This window comes from Pseudomonas sp. MB-090624, assembly GCF_003205245.1.
GTDB lineage: Bacteria > Pseudomonadota > Gammaproteobacteria > Pseudomonadales > Pseudomonadaceae > Aquipseudomonas > Aquipseudomonas juntendi.
The window spans coordinates 36,899-59,253 of the sequence record NZ_QJRK01000016.1 but is presented as its reverse complement, the minus strand read 5'-3'; the positions used below and the strand labels follow the sequence as shown (position 1 = coordinate 59,253).

Annotated in this window: 4 protein-coding genes and 1 pseudogene (1 of these 5 cut by a window edge); 2 read left to right on the top strand and 3 right to left on the bottom strand. The window is 67.1% G+C overall.

Translation table 11 applies throughout. The features are described 5' to 3' along the window. Positions 1–4 precede the first annotated feature (4 nt). The 3 genes from DMX12_RS11010 to DMX12_RS11000 all read right to left on the bottom strand — a co-directional run bounded on the left by DMX12_RS11010 (position 5) and on the right by DMX12_RS11000 (position 4,449). On the bottom strand, positions 5–2,134 hold the full coding sequence (locus DMX12_RS11010) for a TonB-dependent siderophore receptor (protein WP_110677529.1): 2,130 nt from the start codon (positions 2,132–2,134) through the stop codon (positions 5–7). Positions 2,135–2,262: 128 nt separating this feature from the next. After that, on the bottom strand, positions 2,263–3,654 hold the full coding sequence (locus DMX12_RS11005; RefSeq protein WP_110677527.1) for an efflux transporter outer membrane subunit: 1,392 nt from the start codon (positions 3,652–3,654) through the stop codon (positions 2,263–2,265). Between the two features lie 15 nt (positions 3,655–3,669). Then, positions 3,670–4,449, bottom strand: a complete 780-nt coding sequence (locus DMX12_RS11000) for a helix-turn-helix transcriptional regulator (protein ID WP_110677525.1) — start codon at positions 4,447–4,449, stop codon at positions 3,670–3,672. A 417-nt stretch (positions 4,450–4,866) separates the two neighbouring features. On the opposite strand from DMX12_RS11000, the gene DMX12_RS10995 reads away from it, so the two are divergent. Continuing rightward, entirely contained in the window at positions 4,867–11,205 is a 6,339-nt protein-coding gene (locus DMX12_RS10995; protein WP_110677523.1) for a non-ribosomal peptide synthetase, read from the top strand. 186 nt (positions 11,206–11,391) lie between these two features. Further along, positions 11,392–22,355 (top strand): annotated as a pseudogene (locus DMX12_RS30290) (non-ribosomal peptide synthase/polyketide synthase) (it continues 11,666 nt past the right edge of the window).

The window sequence follows — 22,355 nt, the reverse complement described above, 5'->3', positions numbered from 1 at the left end:
CCGTTCAGAAGGTGTACGCGACGCCAGCCTGTACCGTACGCGGCGCACCCGGGTAGGCATACAGGTTGAATGCGCCTTCGTCATACGCCTTGTTGAACAGGTTCTTCACATCCAGGTTCAGGCGTATATGGTCGTTGACCTGGTAGAAGGTCAGCAGATCAACCACCGTGTATTGCTCCATGGTGTAGGTGGTCGCCTCGGTCTGGCCGTTGCGGTCATCCACGTATTTCACCCCAAGCCCCAAGCCAAGCCCCTTGGCGACACCGTCCTGGAACTCATAGGTGTTGAGCAGGCTGAAACTGTTGCGCGGGATATTGGCCAGTCGCGTGCCGGTTGGCAGGCGGTTGTCCTTGGTCACTTCGGCATCCACATAGGCGTAGCCGCCAATGACGCGCCACTCGGGGGTGACATTGCCAGCAACGTTGATATCCAGGCCCCGGCTGCGCACTTCGCCGGCCGCCACGCTGTAGTTCGGGTCCACCGGGTCGCGGGTCAACACGTTTTCCTTGACGATGTGGTAGACCGCTGCGTCGACACTCAGCTGGCGGTCGAGCGCTTCCCATTTCACGCCCAGTTCGTAGGATTTGCCCTTTTCCGGGTCGAAGCCCCCGCCGCTGGCCGGGGTTCCCGTGTTGGGTTTGAAAGAGCGCGCGGTGTTGGCGTAGACGGCGACCGTGTCGGTGAGGTCATAGACCAGGCCAATCCGGGGCGTAGCACCGTTTTCGCCTTTGCTGAAATCACCGGCATTGTCCAGCTTGTTGTCGTAGTCATGCTCGAAGCGCTCGAAGCGTACGCCTGCCAGAGCCTTCAAACGCTCGGTCAGGGCCACCTGGTCCTGGATGAAGAAGGCCCAGGTCTGCAGGTTCTCCTTGTCCCAGGTCGTGGTGCGGGTCAGCGCCGGCCGTGGCTGGCCAAGCACCGGGTCGTAGATGTCGATGGGGTAGGTGCCCGCCACCGCAGAGGACCGCTGGATGATCGAGTTGTAGTCATAGTTCTCGTACTCCACCCCTGTCAGCAAGGTGTGGCTGAAGCCGCCGGTGTCGAAGTAGCCGGTCAGGTTCAGCTGCCAGTCGCGATCGGTCCACTCCAGCTTGCGGTAGTTGAAGTTACGCTCCAGCGTTCGCCCATCCAGCGGCGCGCCGTTGGCTTCGACCGCATTGCCCTTGAGCGAGCCATCGAGGAACTGGAACCCGCCCGCCAGCGTCCAGTTGTCATTGAGCAGGTGCTCGAAACGCACCTGCGCCATGTTGTTGTCATTGTGCAGCAGGTTGTCGCTGCCTTTTTCCCAGATATAGGTGTCACGCGAGGCGCTGCCACGCTGGGTGGCGTAGCGGGTCAGGCCGCGGTCCAGCGGGTGGTTGTTGCGCATGAAGTCGCCTTCGAACACGACCTTGGTGGTGTCGTTGACCTGCCAGCTGAGCACTGGCGCCACGTCATAACGCTCGCTTTGCACATCATCACGGAAACTGTCGCCGCCCTCGCCAAGCAGGTTCAGGCGGTAGGCCAGCGAGCCGTCTTGGTTCAGCGGGCCGGCGGCGTCGAGGGTGGCGCGGTGCATGCCCTGGTCGTCGAACTGGCTGCCCAGGGTGACCTTGGGGTCTGGTAGCGGCTGCTTGCTGACCACGTTGAAGGTGCCGCCGGGGTCGCCACGGCCGTACAGGCTGCTGGCCGGGCCGCGGATCACCTCCAGCCGCTCGACGGTATTGGCGTCTGGTGCGTTGGGGTAGCCACGGTTGATCGGGAAACCGTTACGGTAGAACTCGCCGGTGGTAAAGCCGCGCACGGTGAAGGTGGTAAGGCCCTGGCCACCGAAGTTGTTGGCCCGGCCGACGCCACCGGCATAGTCCAGGCCGTCTTGCAGGCGCGTGGCACCGGTGTCTTGCAGTACCGCCTTGGGCACCACGCTGACCGACTGCGGTGTTTCGTGCAGCGCGGTGTCGGTGCGGGTGGCACTGGCGGAACGGTTGGCCTTGTAGCCGAGCACTGGGCCATCAGCCCGTTCGCTGTCGGCTGTGCCAGTGATGCTCAGGGCCTGAAGTTCGATCTGGGCCGGGTCGCTGAGCGGTTCGGGCTCGGCGAGGGCCAATGGGGAGACAGCATGAAGCACACAAAGCGAAACGAACGTGCGACGCATCGACTGGACGATCCTGAAGTAGGGCGCTGGGAGAAATTTGCGCCGCGAAATTACTACGAATCATTATCAAATGCATTAATTTTAAATCGCACGCGCGTGCCAGATGCGCTGCACGCCTGGGCCGGCGTTCAATCCTGGTCATCCCACCCGCCACCCAGTGCCGCAAACAGGTTCACCTCTGCCAGCAATTGCGCCAGGCGGTCGTTGATCAGCCCTTGCTGGGCACTGAACAACGCGCGCTGCGCGTCCAGGAAGGTGAGGCTGCTGTCCACGCCAATGCGGTAACGGTGCTCGGCCAGGTCGTAATAGCGTTGGCTGGCCGCGACCAGGTCGCGTTGTGCCTGCAGTTGGCGCTGGTAGGTCGCCCGCGCGGCCAGGCCATCGGCAACTTCCTGGAATGCGCGCTGGACGGCTCGCTGGTACTGCGCCACCTGAATATCCTTCTGCAGGCGCGCGTAATCCAGGCTGGCGCGCAGGCTGCCTGCGGTAAAGATCGGCAGGTTGATCTGCGGTTGGAACAGCCAGGTCCCCGAACCTGCATCGAACAGGCCACTGAGCTGGGGGCTGGTGCTGCCGGCATTGGCGGTGAGGCTGATGCTGGGAAAGAACGCCGCCCGCGCAGCACCGATATTGGCGTTGGCGGCGCGCAACTGGTACTCGGCCTGGCGTATGTCGGGCCGCCGCTGCAGCAAGTCAGACGGTAAACCGGCCGGCAGCCTGGCAATCTGCTCGGCCGCCAAGGGCTGTGCGACCCCCTTCGCAGCAACCGGGGCACCCACCAGCAGCGTCAGCTGGTTGAGGTCTTGCGCGACCAGCCGCCGGTAACGCGCCACTGCCGCCCGGGTGCTGTCCACGCGGGTGCGCGCCTGCACCTCATCCAGTGCCGACAGCGTGCCCGCCCGGCGCTGGTTACGGGCCAGGCGCAGGCTGCGCTGGTCAGTGGCCAGGGTTTCGTTGGCCAGGGTCAGCAGCGCCTGGTCGGCCTGCCAGGTCAGGTACACACTGGCAACGCTCGCCACCAGGCTCAGGCGGCTACTGCGCCGTGCCTGGTCACTGGCCAGGTAGTTCAGCAATGCCTGGTCGCTGAGGCTGCGCACCCGGCCGAACAGGTCGATTTCGTAGGCGCTCAGCCCCAGCGTGGCCGCGTAGCTGGAACTGATCATGCCTTTGCCGGTACCGGTCATGCCCCTGGGCAGGTACTGACGCTGGCCGTGGCCATCAGCCGCCACCTGGGGTAGCCGTTCGGCGCGCTGCACGCGGTATTGTGCCTGCGCAGCCGCGACGTTGAGTGCGGCGGTGCGCAGGTCGCGGTTGTTGGCCAGGGCGGCCTCGATCAACTGGCGCAGCACCGGGTCGCGGAATACCTGCTGCCCGGCTTCGACCGGCGGTGGCGTATCGGCGGTATAGGCGGGCCCTTGCGGAAACTGCGCGGGTACCGCAGGGGCGGGGCGGTGGTAAGCAGGGGCAAGTGAACAGCCGCACAACAGCGCGGCAAACAAGGTCAACACATGTCGGGGCATTGCAGGTTCTCGCAGTCAGGCACCGGCCATCCATTTCGCCAGGCCGTGGCGGCCGCTGACCCCTAGTTTGGCCGTGGCACGCTTGAGGTAGGTTTCCACCGAGCTGTTCTTCACATTCAACCGCTGGGCCATCTCTGGCACGGTACCGCCAGTAAGCAGCCCCAGGCATACCTCCTGTTCACGGGTCGACAGGCGCACGGCCTCGTGCACCAGCCGTTCACCGAACGCCTGGCGCAGCGAACCTGCCTCAAGCTCGCCCTGGGCCGCCCCTGCAGCGCGCGTGGCGCCCTGTTCAAGCAGTTGACCGTGGTGCTCGACCAAGGGCAGCAGGGTGTCTGACAAGCACTTGAGCTGGGACAATTCACCCAGGGCGAAGGCGCGCTGGCACGGCAGGCGATGAAAGCTGATCACCCAGCGCTTGCGGCCATTGCACGACACCAGGTGGCACTGATGGGCACTCTGGCGCGGGTGCAAGGCGCCAGGCGGGGCCTTGAACTCGATCAGCAGTGGGTCTTTCATCTGCATGATGCGCTGCAGCAGCGGTTGGTGCTGGTTTTCGCCAGCGGCGGCGGGTTGCAGCCCAGCACTGCCCAGCAGCTTGATATGGCTGACATTCGCCCGCTGCGGGTCAAGCGTCCATTCGCTGAGTTCGAGCCGGTGGACAGGCACCTGTGCTGCCACCAGGCCCAACATCTGGTCTGCAAAGCCTGCGGCGCCGGTGCTGGCGATCAATTCCCCCAATTGCAGGTAAAGCTGTGGGTCGGGGCGGTAGTCGCGGCTGTCGGTCAGCATCATTTCCTTGTCGTCCTTGGTTCAGGGTATTGCACCAGGTGGTTTGGCGGGCCAGTGCTCCAGGGTGGAAGTAGGGTGGGGTGGGCGTATTCAAGCCCGCTGGCAGGCTGGCGTCTGTAATGGAAAACCGGGACAGAAAATGCCACCAAACGGCTGCCTTGGGTGGCGGCCGCACCACGCGGCGCGTGTGCCAAAGGCTGATTTGCCGGGTATTTGACGCCAGAACCACGGCGAATGCGCCCTGATCGCAGCGCGTAGACGCTGCCGTAGGCCATCGTGGGTGGTCGGCTATGGCCAATGTCCTACACGTTTTTCAGCAGGCCGCCCGCGCGCCCCGATTGTCCGGGTTTGGCAGGCCATACAGCTGTCGGCAGCGGTGCTTGAATGCGCGGATGATCAACCAGACGGACCTGCCGAATCATGCCTGCCCCAGACACTTTCGCCCTGACCATCGCCCAGCGTGACATCTGGCTGGACCAGATCAGCCATGGCGACTCACCGCTGTACAACATCGGGGCGTACGTCGAGTTGCAAGGGAATGTGGATGCCGGGCTGCTGCAGCAGGCGCTGCAGCACCTGGTGGCTGAGCACGATGGCCTACGAACGGTGCTGGTCACGCAGGGCGGGCTTGCCCGCCAGTACTTCGCCACGCACATGGCGGTCACCCTGGGCCGGCATGACCTGCGCCAGGCCAGCGAGCCTTTCGCAGCTGCATCAGGCTTGCTCGAGGCGCAAATGCGCACCCCTTATCAGCTGGATGCCGCCAGCCCGCTATGGGCGGCCACCTTGATCCGCATTGGCGAACAGCGTTACCTGCTGGCGCTGCAAGCCCACCATCTGATCCTCGATGGCTGGGGTGTGGACCAGTGGTTCAAGCAGCTCGCAGACCATTACCGCCTGTTGCAGCAAGGCCTGCCCCTGCCGCACGGGGCAGCGTCCTACACAGCCTTCATCGAGGACGACGCCCAGTACCAGGCATCCGCGCGGCAAACCCGCGATCGCGACTACTGGCTGGCCAAGTACCAGCAGTTGCCCGATGCCCTGCTGGCCCCGCGCGAACGCGCGAGCGCGGCAACCGCCACGCCCAGTGGCGCGCAGCGCCAGCCGTTCGACCGCCAACTGCTGGCGCGCATGCGCCGCTGCGCTGCCGACCTGCAAGCCTCGCCGCTGCACGTGCTGCTGGCCGCCTTGCACGTCTGCGTGACGCGTACCTGGCAGCGCGACGAGTGGGTGGTCGGGCTGCCGGTGCGCAACCGCGGCAACGCGCGCTTCAAGGCGACCCTGGGGTTGTTCACCCAGGTCAGCGCGCTGCGCCTGGGTTTTGCCCGCGAGTGCTCGTTCGCCACGCTGGTGCAGGGCATCCGCGATGCGCTCAAGCAGGATTTTCGCCATCAGCGCTTCGCCCTCAGTGAGCTCAACCGCAGCCTTGGCACACTGCGCGAAGAACGGCCGCAGCTGTTCGAACTGATGGTCTCGTTCGAGGACGACAGCAACGCACTGCAAATCACCGATGCGCCTGGCCATACGGTGATGATCTGCAACGGCCACGAACCCACGCCACTGAGTGTCCACCTGCGCTGCAACAGCCACAGCGACGCAGCCATGCTGCACGTGGTGCACAACCGCGCCTGGTTTACCGACGATGAAGCCCAGGCCCTGGCGCAGCGCCTGCTCCACGTGCTGGAGCAAGGGCTGCAACAGCCGCAGGCGACAGCCGGCGACTTCGACCTGCTTACCGCGCCTGAGCACGCTGCGCTCGAGCGGTGGAATGCCACGCAAATGCCAGTGGCGGCTGTGGGCCTGATTCAGCAGCGCATCCAGGCCCAGGCCAAGGCCCGGCCGGCCGCAGTGGCGGCGCGCTTCCATGACCAGGCGCTGACCTATGGCGAACTGGAGCGGCGCGCCGAACTGCTGGCGCAGCACTTGGCGGGCCTGGGCGTTGGGCCCGAACGCCGGGTAGCGCTGATCGCCCAGCGCGGGCTGGATACTTTGGTAGGGTTGCTGGCCGTGCTCAAGGCCGGCGCTGCCTATGTGCCCATAGACCCTGCGCACCCCCGTGAGCGGCTTGCCTATCTGCTTCAGGACAGCGCCCCGGAGGTGCTGCTGACCCTGTCCCGGCTGGTGGATCGGCTGCCGGCCCACACCCTGGCGCAGATCGAACTGGACCGCTTCGACTGGGCCGCAGCGCCCGCCGGGGCGTTCGAGTTCGCCGCACAAGCGCCCACAGACCTTGCCTATGTCATCTATACCTCCGGCTCTACCGGCTTGCCCAAAGGGGTAATGGTCGAGCAGCGCATGCTGGCCAACCTGGTCGACTGGCACTGCAGCAGCTTCGACCTCGGCCCTGGGCGGCAGCAATCGAGCCTGGCAGGTTTCGGCTTCGATGCCATGGCCTGGGAGATCTGGCCGGCGCTGTGCAGCGGCGCGACCTTGCACCTGGCACCGGTGCGCGACGGGGCCGAAGACATCGACGCCTTGCTCGCCTGGTGGCGCGCGCAGCCGCTGGACGTCAGCTTTCTGCCCACCCCTGTGGCCGAGCATGCCTTTGCCCAGGGCGAGCTGCACCCCACCTTGCACACCCTGCTGGTCGGCGGCGACCGCCTGCGCCGCCTGGCCCGCGAGCAGCGCTACCGCGTGGTCAACAACTACGGCCCCACCGAAACCACGGTGGTGGCCACCTCGGGCGAAGTACTGGCGGGCAGGCCGCTGCATATCGGCGGGCCGGTGGCCAATACCCGGCTCTATGTGCTCGATGCTCAGCGCCAGTTGCTGCCGCCCGGTGCCGCGGGCGAGCTGTATGTGGGCGGCCAGGGGGTAGCCCGTGGCTACCTGAACCGCCCGCAGATGACAGCCGAGCGCTTTGTTGCCGACCCGTTCAGCCGCGAGCCGGGCGCCCGCCTGTACCGCACCGGGGACCTGGTGCGTTGGCTACCCGACGGCACGCTGGAGTACCTCGGGCGCAACGACGACCAGGTCAAGGTCCGTGGGGTGCGGGTTGAGTTGGCTGAGATCGAGGCCGCGCTCACCCGCCATGCGGCCGTGCGCGAAAGCGTGGTCATGTTGCGCGATGGCCAGCTGCAAGCCTGGTTCATCGCCGACCTGCCGGTGACGCCGCGGGCGTTGCATGAGCACCTGCGTGAACGGCTGCCGGTCGCCTTGTTGCCGGGGGCCTTCGTGCGCCTTGAGCGCTGGCCGCTGACCGCCAATGGCAAGCTCGACCGCCGGGCGTTGCCGCACGCCGACGAAAACAGCCAGGTGCGCCGCGAACATGAAGCGCCGCAAGGCGCAGTCGAACAACAGCTGGCGCAGCTGTGGGGCGAGTTGCTGCAGGTTGAACGGGTAGGGCGCCAGGACCACTTCTTCGAACTCGGTGGCCATTCACTGTTGGCCGTGCAATTGATCGAACGCATGCGCCAGCAGGGCTGGCAGGCGGACGTGCAGGTGCTGTTCGGGCAATCGACCCTGGCCAGCCTGGCTGCCAGCGTGACTCGGGTCGAACAGCCAGTACTGCCGGGCAACCAGGTACCGCCGGGTTGCCAGCGCATTACCCCGGGCATGCTGGCACTCACCGAACTGGACCAGGCTGCCATCGATCGCATCGTGGCCACGGTGCCCGGTGGGGCCGCCAATGTGCAGGAAATCTACCCACTCGCCCCTCTGCAGCAGGGGCTGCTTTACCACCATGTTGCCGACGCCCGCGACCCCTACCAACAGCAAGCGTTGTTCGCCTTCGCCAGCCATGCACAACTGCAAGCCTTTGCCGCTGCCCTGCAGCAGGTGATCGAGCGCCACGATATTCTGCGCACCAGCCTGTGCTGGGAAGGCCTGGAGCACCCGCAGCAGGTGGTCTGGCGCCAGGCGCGCCTGCCAATCGAGCAGTGGCACGGCCCCGCTGCGCAGTTGCGCAGCCACTTCGACCCGCAACGCCAGCCCCTGGACCTGCGCCGGGCGCCGATGATGGCGCTGGTGTGCAGCGAGGATGCCGACCAGGGCCGTTGGCTGGGCTTGTTGCGCTTCCATCACCTGGTCAACGATGCGGTATCGCTGCAGGTGCTGCTGGGTGAGCTGGCAGCCTGCATGGCCGGGCAGGGCGAGGGCCTGGCCACGCCAGTGGGTTACCGCGACTATGTCGCCGCCAGCACCCAGGCCGAGCGCCAGGCCGGTCACGCTGCCTTCTTCAGGGCGCAACTGGCCGGTATCGAACCGCAAGCACCGATCCCCGGTTATGGCGGGGCGCCAGTCGATGAGCAGCAGTTGGAGCGCTGCGACCATCGCCTGGCCGGCGAACAGGTTGCCGCGTTACGCCAGCAGGCACGGCAACAGGGCGCCAGCCTGGCCAGCCTGCTGCACCTGGCGTGGGCACAGGTGCTGGGCAACCTCGGCGGGCGTGACGAGGTGGTGCTGGGCACCGTACTGCTGGGGCGCAGCATGGCCGGCCCCGGTGCCGGCAGCGCGATGGGCATGTTCATCAACAGCCTGCCGTTGCGTGTCCCGCTGGCCCAACGTGCACCCGGCCAGGCGCTGCGTGAAACCCATGCCGGGCTGGCCGCCTTGCTGGCGCATGAGGATGCGCCGCTGATCCTGGCCCAGCGTTGCAGCGGCCTGCCCGCAGGCAGCGCACTGTTCGACAGCCTGGTGAATTACCGCCAGGGCAGCCTCCCGTTCGGCCAGGTGCTGCCCGGTGTAGCGCTGGTCGAGGCCAGCGAGGTCGAGAGCCACGGGCTGGTGCTGACCGTGGATGAGCAAGCAGATACGCTGCAACTGGCCGTGCGTGCGCCGCGTGCGATCGGGGCGCAACGGGTCATGGACTTCGTGCTCAACGCCCTGCAGCAATTGGCCGATGCGCTTGCCCGCGGCAGCACTGAGGGCCTGCAGGCCCTGTGTGCAGTGCCACACAACGAGTTGCAGCGTTTGTTGCAGGGCTTGAACCGCACCGAAGACCCGCACAGCCCAACCTGGCAGACCCTGCCTGCGTTATTCGAGGCCCAGGTTCGGCGCACGCCACAGGCCATCGCCCTGCAGGCGGGCGACGACAGCCTGGACTACCAAACGCTGAATGCCCAGGCCAACCGCCTGGCGCACCAGTTGATTGCCCAAGGGGTCGGCCCGGACAGCCGGGTGGCTGTGTGCGTGGAGCGCGGCATTTCGCTGATGGTCGCCTTGCTTGGCGTGCTCAAGGCCGGCGGTGCCTATGTGCCGTTGGACCCCGGCTACCCGCAGGAACGCCTGCGCTTCATGTTGCAGGACTGCACGCCAACCCTGGTGCTGGTGCACGGGGCTACCCAGGGCCTGTTCGCCGGCCTGGGCTGTCGCTGGCTCGACCTGGACGCGCACAGCTGGCAGGCCAACCCGGCCGATAACCCGCAGGTCGAGGGGCTGGGGCCGTCAAAACTGGCCTATGTGATGTACACCTCGGGGTCCACGGGCACCCCCAAGGGGGTCATGGTGGAGCACCGTGGGCTGTGCAACCTGATGCACTGGGGGTCGCAAATCTGCCCGCCGCGACCTGGGGATGCGCTGTTGCAACGGGCGCCGTGCACATTCGATGGCTCGGTGTGGGAGCTGTTCTGGCCCTTGACTGCCGGCCTGCGCCTGGTCCTGGCGCGGCCGGACGGCCACCGTGACCCGGCGTACATGGTGCAGCTGATTCAGGCCCGGCAGGTCAGCGTCGTCAAGTTCGTACCGGCCCTGCTGCATCAGTTCCTCGAGCAGCCGGGCGTGGAGCGCTGCACCAGCCTGACCGATATTTTCTGCGGCGGCGGCGAGCTGACCCTGGCGCTGGTGCACAGCGTGCGGCAACGCTTGCCCGGCGTGCGCCTGCACAATGTCTACGGCCCCACCGAGGCGACGGTGGACAGCACCGCGTGGACCTTGCAAGCGCAGCAACCCTTACCCACGCAGGCACCACCGATTGGTCGGCCGATCAGCAACACCCGGCTGTATGTGCTGGACGCGCACGACCGGCCGGTGCCCCTGGGGGCGGTGGGCCAGTTGCACATCGGCGGTGTCGGCGTAGCGCGCGGTTACCTGGGTTTGCCGCACTTGCAGGCCGAGCGTTTCATTGCCAGCCCGTTCGTCGAAGGCGACCGCCTGTACCGTACTGGTGACCTGGTGCGCTACCGCGCCGACGGCGAACTGGACTTCGTGGGGCGCAACGACTTCCAGGTCAAGTTGCGGGGTTTGCGCGTCGAACTGGGGGAAATCGAAGCGTTGCTGGCCGCCTACCCGGCGGTGGGGCAGGCGGTGGTCCTGATGCGAGAAGAGCGCCTGGTGGCGTACTTCACCTGCAACGATGGCCAGCCGGCGCCGGCGCTGGAGGCGCTGCGCAGCCACCTGCTGGCGCGCATGCCCGAATACATGGTGCCGCAGGCCTTCGTGCGCCTGGCGGCGTTGCCACTGAGCCGCAATGGCAAAGTGGACCGCAGCGCGCTGCCGGCGCCGGATGCCGAGGCCGTGATCAGCCGTGAATACCAGGCCCCGCAGGGCGAACTGGAAACAGCGCTGGCCGCGATCTGGACCGAGGTGCTGAAGATCGAACAGGTGGGCCGCGACGACAACTTCTTCGAGTTGGGCGGGCATTCGCTGCTGGCGGTCAGCCTGGTGGCGCGCATGCGCCAGGCCGGGTTGCATGTGGACGCCAGAACCTTGTTCAGCCAGCCGACATTGGCGGGGCTGGCGGCCAGCACCCAGCGCGAGCAGCTTGCCGTGGTGGTGCCACAAACCACCATCCCTGGCCTGGGCAAGCGCCGGCGCCTCTGACCGGCGCTTGCCATGAACGCAGCCTTGCATCGCGCAGGGCTGCTTCACCCTTCCTGCCATCAGCCCAGGGCGGTGCCATGCACCGCGCAGGCTCGAATTGTCCCCACTCTCCATGTCAGACCGCCCGGTCACGATCCATTAGCGTGTCCCCCAACCTTATTTCCAGGCAAAGCAGGATGCTTACCGATGCACTTCAGCGAACTGATGGCAGCTCTTTCCACCCGTGCAATTCGACTCCAGCGTGAAGACCAGGACCTGATCGTCCTCGGTGACGACGAAACCCTGGACGATCATTTGTGGGAGGCGCTGTCACGGCACAAGCCGGCCTTGCTGGAGATGCTTGCCGAACAGGATGACGACTGGCTCAGCCCGGCCTTTCGCATCACCCCCGACATGCTGCCACTGGTAACCCTGGACCAGGCCGCCATCGACCGCATTGTCGAGCAGGTGCCGGGCGGTGCTGCCAACGTGCAGGACATCTACCCGCTGGCACCGTTGCAGCAGGGCATGCTTTACCACCACCTGGCCGCCAGCGAGGGCGACCCGTACCTGTCGCAGGTGCAACTGCATTTTGCCAGCAAGGAGCACCTGGAGGCCTTTGCCCAGGCGCTGCAATGGGTCATCCAGCGGCACGACATTCTGCGTACCGCCGTGCACTGGGAGTACCTGGACAACCCGGTACAGGTGGTCTGGCGTGAAGCTGCACTGGTCCGCGAGGCCTTGCCGCTGGCCGGCAGCCACGCACTGGCCAGCCTGTGCCAGCGCTTCGACCCGCGTCACTACCGGCTCGACCTGCGCCAGGCGCCGTTGATGCAACTGGTGCATGCCCAGGGCGAGGGCGAGCAATGGGTCGCGCTGCTGATGTTCCACCACGTGATCATGGACCACACCGCGCTGGACATCGTGCGCCGCGAACTGCAGGCCCACCTTGCCGGCACCTGTGCGCAGCTACCGCCACCCATGCCGTTTCGCAATGTGCTGGCGGCAGCGCGCCAGGCCCTCGACGAACAGGCCCATGAACGTTTCTTCGGTGAAATGCTGGGTGACATCGATGAGCCCACGCTCGCCTTCGGCCAGCAGGACAAGGTCGACCAGCCCCTGCAGCAGGCACGCCTGACCCTGGCGCCGGCGCTCAGCCAGCGCCTGCGTGCCCAGGCCCGGCAGTTGGGGGTGAGCCCGGCCAGCGTACTGCACCTGGGTTTCGCCCGGTTGATCGGCCAGCTCTCGGCACGCCAGGCCGTGGTGTTCGGCAGCGTGTTGCTGGGCCGCATGACCACCGGAGTTGGCGGCGAGCAGGCGCTGGGTATGTTCATCAATACCTTGCCGCTGCGCATCGACCTGGGCCAGCACAGCGTGCGCGACGGGCTGCTGGCCACCCATCGCCGGCTCAGCGCCTTGCTCGGCCATGAGCAGGCATCGTTGGCGCTGGCCCAGCGTTGCAGCGGCGTGGCCGCACCGGCGCCGCTGTTCAACAGCATGCTCAATTACCGCCACAGTGACGCGGGCGACGCGGCCGAGATCATACCGGTTGCCCCCGGCATCGATATTGTCGGCGCCGAAGAACGTACCGATTATCCGCTGACCGTCAGTGTCGATGACCTGGGTGAGGACCTGCGCCTGACGGTGCAGAGCCTGCCCCAATGGCATGCGCCGCGCCTGTGCGCGCAGTTCGAACAGGTGCTGGCCAGCCTGGTGGAGGCTTTGGAACAGGCACCGGGCACGCCGTTGCAAGCGCTGGCCGTGTTGCCGGCCGAGGAGCGCGAGCAGGTGCTGCAACGGTTCAACGACAGCGCCCGGCACTACCCGCAGGGCAGCACCGTACATGCGCTGGTCGAGGCCCAGGCTGCCCATATACCCGACGCGCCGGCGCTGCTGCAGGCCGGCCAGGCGCTGAGCTACGGTGAACTCAATCGCCAGGCCAACCAGCTGGCCCACCAGTTGCGCGCGCGGGGTGTGCAACTGGGTGACCGGGTCGCCTTGTGCCTGCCGCGCAACGCCAGGCGGCTGGTGGGCATGCTTGGCGTGCTCAAGGCCGGTGCGGCCTACGTTCCGATTGACCCGGGTTACCCGGCCGCCCGCATTGCCTACCTGCTCGACGACAGCGCGCCGCTGCTGTTGCTGGCGGAAACCACCGTCAACGGCTTGCCCGGCGCTGTGCCGCGGCTGGACCTGGACCAGGCCGAGGCCTATGCCACCGACAACAGCAACCCCCAGGTGCCGGGGCTGGATGCGCAGCAGCTGGCCTACCTGGTGTACACCTCCGGGTCCACCGGGCAACCCAAAGGGGTGATGGTCGAGCACCATGCCCTGGCCAACCTGGTGCACTGGCATTGCCAGGCGTTTGCCGTGGGCAACGCCAGCCAGGCTTCCAGCCTTGCCGGTTTCGGCTTCGATGCCATGGCTTGGGAGGTGTGGCCAAGCCTGAGCGCCGGGGCCACCTTGCACCTGCCACCGGCACACATTGGCAACGAGCATGTCGACGAACTGCTCGACTGGTGGCTGCAGCAGCCGCTGACGGTCAGCTTCCTGCCTACGCCGGTGGCCGAGCAGGCCTTGCGCCGTGAGCATCAGCACCCCACCTTGCGCACCCTGCTGGTCGGTGGTGACCGGTTGCGCCAGTTCGACCGCGACCCAGGCTTTGCCGTGGTCAACAACTACGGCCCGACCGAGACTACCGTCGTGGCCACCTCGGGGCTGCTCAGCCCAGGTAATGCACTGCACATCGGCCGACCGACTGCCAACACCCGGCTCTATGTGCTCGACCAGGGCCTGCAACCTGTGCCCGTGGGCGTCGCCGGCGAGCTGTACATCGGCGGTGCGCAAGTGGCGCGTGGCTACTTCAACCGCCCAGCATTGACCGAAGAGCGCTTCCTGGCCGACCCGTTCAGCTCCCAGGCCAATGCCCGCATGTACCGCAGCGGCGACCTGGTGCGCTGGAACAGCGATGGGACCCTTGACTACCTCGGGCGCAACGACGACCAGGTGAAGATCCGCGGGGTGCGGGTCGAACTGGGTGAAGTCGAAGCCGCCCTCGCGGCGCAACCGGGCGTCGACGCCGCCGTGGTGCTGGTCCGCGGCGAACGGCTGCTGGCCTGGTACACCGAAACCACCCCGTTGGACCCGCATACCCTGCGCGAGGCGCTGCGCGCCTGCCTGCCTGCACACATGCTGCCGGTGGCGTTCACCCGCCTGGCCGAACTGCCGTTGACCAGCCACGGCAAGCTTGACCGCCGCGCGCTCCCGGAACCGGCCACTGGCGAACTGTTCGGCCAGCAGTACGAGGCGCCGCAAGGCGCTACCGAAACGGCCATGGCGCAGGTCTGGGCCGAGGTGCTGGGTGTCGAGCGGGTGGGGCGGCAGGACAACTTCTTCGAACTTGGCGGCCATTCGCTGCTGGCCGTTACGCTGGTCGAGCGGTTGCGTGGCGCAGGGATGGTCATTGATGTACGGGTGCTGTTTGCCCAACCGACCGTGCTGGCGTTGGCCGCTGTCGTGGGGGCCGGTGCGGAAATCGCCGTGCCCGCCAACCGCGTCCCGCCGGGCGCCGAGCGCATCACCCCGGGCATGCTCAGCCTGGTCGAGCTGGAGCAGACGGTCATCGACCAGGTGGTTGCCAGTGTGCCGGGCGGCGCCGCCAACGTGCAGGAGATCTACCCCCTGGCACCGCTGCAGCAGGGGGTGCTGTACCACCACCTGAGCGCGGAGCAAGGCGACCCCTACCTGCTGCAGACGCGCCTGGCATTCGACAGCGTGGAGCGCTTGCTGGCCTGGGCCGGGGCGTTGCAACAGGTGATCGACCGCCACGACATCCTGCGCACGGCCGTGCTCTGGCAGGGCCTGCCGCAGCCCCTGCAAGTGGTATGGCGCGAGGCACTGCTGGGTGTTCATGAAGTCGATGACCTGCCCGAGCAGCCCGGCGTGGCTCGTATCGACCAGTTGCACGCGCGCTTCGACGCCCGCCACCACCGCATGGACCTGGGCCAGGCCCCGCTGACCCGCTTGTACTACAGCCTCGACCCGGCCAACCAGCAAGTCGTGGCGGTACTGCTGTTCCATCACCTCACCCTCGACCATACCGCCATGGACGTGGTGGCCCGTGAAATGCGGGCGCTGCTGTTCGGCCAGGGCCACAGCCTGCCGCCGCCGGTGCCGTACCGCAACTATGTGGCCCAGGCCTGCCTGGGCGACCAGGGCGGGCATGAAGCGTTCTTCCGCGACATGCTGGCCGACGTCGAGGAGCCGACCTTGCCGTTGGGCCATGCCGACGTGCAGGGCGACGGCCGTGCTGTGCAGAGTGCCACGCAAGCCCTCGACTCTGGGCTGGCCGGGCGTTTGCGCAGCCAGGCCCGGCAGCTGGGGGTCAGCGCCGCAAGCCTGATGCACCTGGCCTGGGCCCGTGTGCTCGGCGTGCTGGCCAACCGCGACGACGTGGTTTTCGGCACCGTGCTGATGGGCCGCCTGCAAGGGGGCGAGGGCGCCGACCGCGCCTTGGGCATGTTCATCAATACCTTGCCGCTGCGGGTCGACACGCGGCAGCCAGTGGCCAGCGCCGTGCGCGCCGCCCACCGCAGCCTGGCAGCGCTGCTGGCCCATGAGCACGCACCGCTGGCCCTGGCCCAGCGCTGCAGCGGCGTGCCCGCTTCGGCGCCGTTGTTCAGCGCCTTGCTCAATTATCGGCACAGTGCCGACGATGCGCCGCGTGAAGGCGAGGGCATATGGGAGGGGGTGCGGCTGCTGGGTGGCGAAGAGCGCAGCAACTACCCCTTGACCCTCAGCGTCAACGACCTGGGCCAAGGGTTCACGTTCAGCGTTCTGGCTGTGCCTGGCATTGGCGCGGCGCGGGTGGCGGCCTGGATGTGCAACGCCGTCGCCGAACTGGTCCAGGCCCTGGAGCTCAGCCAGGGCACCCCACTGAACGGCCTGTCCATCCTCGACGAAGACGCCCGTCAGCAGTTGCTCGGCCGCTTCAACGCCACCGCGCAAGCCTTCCCCCCGGCGACCACGGTGCAGGCGTTGATCGAGGCCCAGGCCGCCCGCACGCCAGACGCCAGCGCAGTAAGCCAGGGTGGGGAAACGCTCAGTTACGGCGAGCTGAACCGGCGTGCCAACCAGCTGGCGCACCAACTGATCGCCATGGGCGTACAGTGTGGTGACCGCGTTGCACTGTGCCTCGGGCGCCACTGCGAACGCATTGTCGGCCTGTTGGCGGTGCTCAAGGCCGGCGCGGCGTACGTGCCGGTAGACCCGGGGTACCCGGCCGAGCGCATTGCCTACCTGCTGGCCGACAGTGCCCCACGGTTGGTACTGGCCGATACGCAAACCACCGGGCTGCCGACCGCTGTCCCTCGGCTCGACCTGGATTCGCCAGCGGCTTACCACCGCCTCAGCGACAACCCACAAGTACCTGGGCTGGGTCCCCAGCAACTGGCCTACCTGGTCTACACCTCGGGCTCCACCGGCCAACCCAAAGGCGTGATGGTCGAGCACCACACCCTGCTCAACCTGGTGCACTGGCACTGCCAGGCATTTGCCGTGCAGCCCGGTACCCGTACCTCGAGCGTGGCCGGCTTCGGTTTTGACGCCATGGCCTGGGAGGTCTGGCCGGCCTTGTGCGCTGGGGCCACCCTGCACCTGCCGCCGGCAGCGGTCGGCAACGAGCACGTGGAGGAACTGCTGGACTGGTGGCAGCAACAGCCCTTGGCGGTGAGCTTCCTGCCCACCCCGGTGGCCGAGCAGGCATTGCGTCGCCCGATACAGCACCCGACCCTGCGTACCCTGCTGGTGGGTGGCGACCGCCTGCGCCAGTTCGACCGCGACCCTGGCTTTGCCGTGGTCAACAACTACGGCCCCACCGAAACCACCGTGGTCGCGACTTCGGGGGCCTTGCAGCCCGGTGCGGCGCTGCACATCGGCAAACCCGTCGCCAATACCCGGGTGTATGTGCTGGATGAGCGCCGGCAACCGGTGCCTGCCGGTGTGGTTGGCGAGCTGTACATTGGCGGCGCGCAGGTTGCACGGGGCTATTTCAACCGCCCTGAGCTGACCCAACAGCGCTTCCTGGCCGACCCGTTCAGCCGCCTGCCGGGCGCGCGGATGTACCGAAGCGGTGACCTGGTGCGGTGGAATACCGACGGGACGCTGGACTATCTGGGCCGCAATGACGACCAGGTGAAGGTCCGCGGTGTGCGCGTGGAGCTGGGCGAGATCGAGGCCGCGCTGGCTGCCCAGCCGGGCGTGCGTGATGCGGTGGTGCTGGTCCGCGACGAACGCCTGCTGGCCTGGTTCACCGTAAGCGCCGCTGTGACGGTCGACCACCTGCGCCAGGCCTTGCAAGCCTGCCTGCCGGCCTACATGGTGCCGCAGGCGCTGATGCGCCTGGAAACACTGCCGCTCACCCCCCATGGCAAGCTCGACCGCCGCGCGCTGCCCGACCCGGACACTACCGACCTGGTCGGGCACGGCTACGAAGCCCCTGTGGGCGAGACCGAAGTCGCCATGGCGGCCATATGGGCGCATGTGCTGGGTGTCGACCGGGTAGGGCGCCACGATAACTTCTTCGAGCTGGGTGGCCACTCGCTGTTGGCGGTGAGCCTGATCGAGCGCTTGCGCCAACAAGGCCTGCCCACCGATGTGCGGGTGCTGTTTGGCCAGCCCACGGTCGCCTCGCTGGCATCTGCCATAGGCCAGAACCGGCAAGTGGCCGTGCCGGAAAACCGTATTGCGCCTGGCTGCACACAGCTCACCCCGGACATGCTGCCATTGCTGACCCTGGACCAGGCGTCGCTGGAGCGCATTGTTGCAGCGGTACCTGGCGGCGCCGCCAATGTGCAGGATATCTACCCATTGGCGCCGTTGCAGGAAGGTATTCTCTTCCACCACCTGAGTGCGACCGGCGAAGACCCCTACCTGCTGCAATGGCCGATCCGCTTTGACAGCCTGGCCCGCCTGCAAGCCTTTGCCGGCGCCCTGGACAAGGTCATCGCCCGGCACGATGTGCTGCGCACCGCCGTGCTCTGGGACAGCCTGGCACAGCCGGTCCAGGTCGTGCTGCGCACGGTCGCCCCGGTTGCCACAGGCGCGGCCACCCGCACCGCCTTTGACCTGAGCCAGGCCCCGCTGATCCGCCTGCACTATCACGGCGCAGAGGGCCCCATCGAAGCCACTTTGCTGTTCCACCATATCGCCCTCGACCACACCGCCATGAAAGCGGTGCTGGCTGAAATTCGCGACCACCTGCACGGCCTGCAACCCACGCAGGCCCCGGTGCCTTACCGCAACTACGTGGCCCAGGCACGCCTGGCCGTCAGCGAGGCTGACCACGAGGCGTTCTTCCGCGCGCAACTGGCCGATATCGACGAACCTACCTTGCCCTATGGGCTGACCGACTTGCAGCTCCAGGCCAGCCAGTTCGAACAGGCCAGCGTGGCCCTGCAACCGGCTGCGTACCAGCGCCTGCGCAGCCAGGCGCGCCAGCTGGGTGTCAGTGCTGCAAGCCTGTTGCACCTGGCCTGGGCACGGCTGGTGGCGGGCACCAGTGGCAAGTCCAGCGTGGTATTCGGCACCGTCCTGCTGGGCCGCCTGCAGGGTGGGGCCGGTGCCGATCGCGGCCTTGGCATGTTCATCAACACCTTGCCCCTGCGCCTCGACCTGCAGGGCCTGGATGTGCGCGAAGGGGTGCGCCAGGCCCACCAACGGCTGGCGGCACTGCTGGTGCATGAGCACGCGGCGCTGGCGTTGGCCCAGCGTTGCAGCGGCGTAGCCGCGCCCACACCGCTGTTCAGCGCCATGCTCAACTACCGCCATGGCGCCACGGCCAGCGAGCTGCAGGCACATGAGCAAGCGCTGGAAGGCGTGGAGGTATTACCCCCGCGCGGGCATGGCAACTACCCGATCAGCATGAACATCGATGACCTGGGTGACGGCCTGCGCATCAGTGCGCAGGTCACCGCGCAGGTCGGTGCGCAACGCCTGTGCGAACAGATGCAACAGGTGCTGGTCGGCCTGCTGGACGCGCTGGAGTACGCGCCGGGCACCCCGGTGCAACAGTTGTGCGTGCTCAGCCCGGCGGAGCGCGCACGGCTGCTGCAACGCCCTGCGCCACAGCCGCATGACCTTGAGCAGCCGCTGCACCACCTGTTCGAAGCTCAGGTCCGCCGTACCCCCGATGCCGTTGCGCTGGTGGCCGAAGAAGGCGAAATCAGTTACCGCCAGCTCGACGAACAGGCCAACCGCCTGGCCCACCACCTGGTCGGGCTAGGGGCCCAACCCGATGCCAGGGTGGCGATCTGTGTCGAGCGTGGGCTGAACATGGTGGTTGGCCTGCTGGCCATTCTCAAAGCCGGCGCTGCCTATGTGCCGGTCGACCCAGGTTACCCCGCCGAGCGTATTCGCCATATGCTGGCCGACAGCGCACCGCTGGCCGTGCTGGTACACGGTGCCACGCGCGACATCGCTGGCACCCTGGACCTGCCATGGGTCGACCTGGACCAGCCGTGCTGGCAGCAGCAACCGATCAGCAACCCGCGCATCCCCGGACTGGGCGCCCGGCACCTGGCCTATGTGATCTACACCTCGGGCTCCACTGGCGTGCCCAAGGGGGTGATGGTCGAGCACCGCAACGTGGTCAACCTGGTGCACTGGAGCCGCCGCTTGTGCCCACACGTGGGCGAGGGCGGTGTGCTGCACAAGACCCCGGTCAGCTTCGATGCTTCGGTCTGGGAGCTGTTCTGGCCGCTGTGCAGCGGCTTGCGCCTGGTGCTGGCGCGCCCGGATGGCCAGCGCGACCCGGCTTACCTGGTGCAGTGGGTGCAGGCGCAGGCGGTGGCGGTGGTCCAGTTCGTGCCGGCCTTGCTGCAACAGTTCATCGAGCAGCCCGAGAGCCGCCACTGCAACAGCCTGACCGACATCGTGTGTGGCGGCGGTGAGCTGAGCGCAGCGCTGGCGGCCCAGGTGCGCCAGCGCTTGCCGCAGGTGCGCCTGCATAACGTCTACGGCCCTACCGAAACCACGGTGGACTGCAGCGCCTGGACCTTGCAGCCAGATGCCGCGCTCCCTCAAGGCAGCCTGCCCATCGGCCAGGCGATCGACAATACCTGGCTCTGCGTGCTCGACAGCGACGACCAACTGGTGCCGTATGGTGTGGCCGGGCAGTTGCACATTGGCGGCGCCGGGGTAACGCGGGGTTACCTGGGGCTGCCTGAGCAGCAGGCGCAGCGCTTCATCGCCAGCCCGTTCGTCGAAGGTGAGCGCCTGTACCGCAGTGGTGACCTGGTGCGCCTGAACCAGGACGGCAACCTGGTATTCCTTGGCCGTTGCGACGAGCAGATCAAGCTGCGTGGGTTGCGCATCGAGCCGGGCGAGATCGAAGCCTGCCTTGCACAACTCGCCGACGTGCGCGAGGCCGTTGTGCTCGCGGTGGACGACGTGCGCCTGGTCGCCTACTACACGGGTACGGCACAGCCGGTCGATGACCTGCGCCAGGCATTGCTGGCCCGGCTGCCCGAGTACATGGTGCCGGCCCAGTACATCCACCTTGAACAGCTACCCCTGACCCCCAACGGCAAGCTTGACCGCAAGGCACTGCCAGCGGCGGATACGGCCTTGCACGGGCGACCTTACGAGGCCCCTGTGGGCCACACCGAGGCCTTGCTGGCGCGGTTGTGGCGCGAGCTGCTGGAGGTTGAGCAGGTGGGTAGGCACGACAACTTCTTCGAGCTGAGTGGGCACTCGCTGCTGGCCGTGAGCCTGACCGCGCGCTTGCGCCTGGAAGGTTTGCAGGTCGATGTGCGGACCTTGTTCGGCCAGCCGACCATTGCCGCACTGGCCTCCACGCTCGGTGCCGAGCAAGGTGTGGAAGTGCCGGAAAACCGAATTCCATCCGGTTGCACGCAGATCACCCCGCAGCTGCTCAGCCTGATCGACCTCGACCAGCCTGCCATCGACGCTATTGTCGCCAAGGTGCCAGGCGGCGCCGCCAACGTGCAGGACATCTACCCGTTGGCGCCGTTGCAGGAGGGGATTCTCTATCATCATCTGAGTGCCGAGCACGACCCCTACGTGCTGTTCTCCAAGCTGCGCTTCGCCAGCCGTGAACGCTTGCAGGCGTTCGCCAGCGCGCTGGACGCGGTCATCGCCCGGCACGATGTGCTGCGCACGGCCATTCTTTGGGAGGGCCTGCCGCAACCGGTGCAAGTGGTCTTGCGGGCCGTCGCACCGGTTGCGCAGGCAGGCGGCGACAACAGCCCATCCAGCACTGAATTCGACCTGAGCCAGGCGCCGCTGTTGCGCCTGCTGTACACCGACGCCGACGGCCCGATCGAGGCCACCTTGCAGTTCCACCACATCGTGCTCGACCACACGGCGCTCGACGTGGTTGGCGAAGAGCTCAGTGCCCACCTGCAGGGCGCTGCGGCCCCGGCCCATGCCCCTGTGCCGTACCGCAACTACGTAGCCCAGGCGCGCCTGGGCACCAGCCAGGCCGGGCACGAGGCGTTCTTCCGTGGGCAGCTCGCTGATATCGACGAGCCAACCCTGCCGTTCGGCCTGAGTGACGTGCAAGGCGATGGCCGCGACATCCACGAGGCCAAGTTGCCCCTTTCTGCCGACCTGGCCGGCCGCTTGCGCCACCAGGCGCGGCAGTTGGGCATCAGCGTGGCCAGCCTGTTCCACCTGGCCTGGGCGCGTTTGCTGGCCGCGGCCAGTGGCAAGCCCAGCGTAGTGTTCGGTACCGTGTTGCTGGGGCGTCTGCAGGGCGGCGAGGGTGCCGAGCGCGCGCTTGGGATGTTCATCAACACCCTGCCACTGCGCATCGACCTCGCCGGCGTCAGCCTGCGCGAGGCGGCCCATGCCACCCACCAGTCGCTCAGTGGCCTGCTGGCCCACGAGCATGCCTCGCTGGCCCTGGCGCAACGTTGCAGTGGCGTCGCCGCGCCGCTGCCGCTGTTCAGCGCCATGCTCAACTACCGCCACGGTGCCCAGCCCGACACGGCGCAGCGCCAGGGCTGGGACGGCATCGAGGTGCTGCAGGGACAGGAGCGTACCAACTACCCATTGAGCTTGAACGTGGATGACCTGGGCGAAGGCTTCCGCCTGGTGGCCATGACCACTGCCGGCGTTGGCGCTGCGCGTATCTGCGGGCAAATGGAGCAAGT